The following is a 1,491-nucleotide window of genomic DNA, read 5'->3' as shown; positions in this document are numbered from 1 at the left end:
GCCGGTCGCCCCCGTACCGCAGGCCCGGGCCGACTCCGGCCCCGGCCCCGTCATCCCCGCGCAGGCGGCCCGGGCGAGGGCCGAGGACGGGGCGGGCGGCGGCGCCGACGACGACGTGACCCGAGCCGTGTTCGAGCACGTGGCCCGGATCAGTGCGTACCCCGTCGACCATCTGCGCGGGGACCAGCTGCTCGTCGACGACCTCGGCTTCGACTCGCTGATGCTGACCGACCTGTTCACCACCCTCGCCCGGCAGTGGCCGCGGTGGCGCTTCGACGAGAAGACCGCCGACCGGCCGACCGTGGCGGGCCTGGCCGCGCTGATCGCGGCCGCCGCCCCGACCCCCGCAGCCGCGACGGAGGCGGCACCTGCACGGCAGGCCGCCCCCGCGGCACCGGCCCCTGCGCCTGCGCCCGTACCCGCACGGCAGGCCGCTCCCGCGGCACCGGCACCTGCGCCCGAGACCGTCCCCATGCGGGAAACCGCCCCCGCGGTCCCCGTCCCGCCGGACCCGGCGCCCGCCACCTCCCCCGCTCCCCTCCCCGAAGGGCACCCGCTGCCCGAGGAGCACACGCGGATCGAGTGCTTCCCGGAGGTCACCGGCCACGGCGAGCGCCTCGGCCTGCTCGCCCGCGCCGGGCTGGCCAACCCCTACTTCCTCGTCCACGAGGGCGGCATGACCGACACCACCGTCGTCGACGGCCGCAGGCTGCTCTCCTTCTCCGGCTACAACTACCTCGGCCTGGCCACCGACCCCCGGGTCACCGGGGCGGCCCGGGAGGCCGTGGAACGCTACGGCACCTCGGCGTCCGCCAGCCGGCTGCTCTCCGGCAGCCGCCCGCTCCACCTGGAGCTGGAGGCGGAGCTCGCCGGTCTGCTCGGCTGCGACTCGGCCCTCACCCTGGCCAACGGCCACGCCACGAACGTCACCGTCATCGGGCACCTCGTCGGCCCGGGCGACCTGGTGGTCCACGACTCCCTGGCCCACGACAGCATCCTCCAGGGCTGCAGGCTCTCCGGCGCCACCCGGCGGCCCTTCCCGCACGACGACGCGGCCGCCCTGGACGCCCTCCTCGGGCAGGTCCGCCACCAGTACCGCCGGGTGCTCGTGGTCGTCGAGGGCGTCTACAGCATGGACGGGGACATAGCCGACCTGCCCGCCCTCATCGAGGTCAAGCGGCGGCACGGCGCGCTGCTGATGGTCGACGAGGCGCACAGCATCGGCACCATCGGCCCGACGGGCGGCGGCATCGGCGAACACCACGGCGTCGACCGGGGTGCCGTGGACCTGTGGGCGGGCACCCTGTCCAAGGCGCTGGCCAGCTGCGGCGGCTACGTGGCGGGCTCCCGGCGGGTCGTGGAGTACCTGCGCTACACCGTCCCCGGGTTCGTCTACAGCGCCGGTATGACCCCCGCCGACACGGCGGCCGCGCTGGCGGCGCTGCGGGTGCTGCGGGCGGAGCCGCAGCGGGTGGGCCGGCTCGGGGCCAA

The 1,491-nt window shown here is 76.5% G+C and carries 1 protein-coding gene; it reads left to right on the top strand.

The features are described from left to right. A partial coding sequence (locus AB0O29_RS35870) for an aminotransferase class I/II-fold pyridoxal phosphate-dependent enzyme (protein WP_365160624.1) occupies positions 1-1,491 on the top strand: 1,491 nt, incomplete at both ends.

Source organism: Streptomyces sp. NPDC089915, assembly GCF_040684675.1.
Classification (GTDB): Bacteria; Actinomycetota; Actinomycetes; order Streptomycetales; family Streptomycetaceae; genus Streptomyces.
The sequence above is the reverse complement of the archived record's forward strand: the minus strand, read 5'-3'. Positions and strand labels throughout refer to the sequence as shown.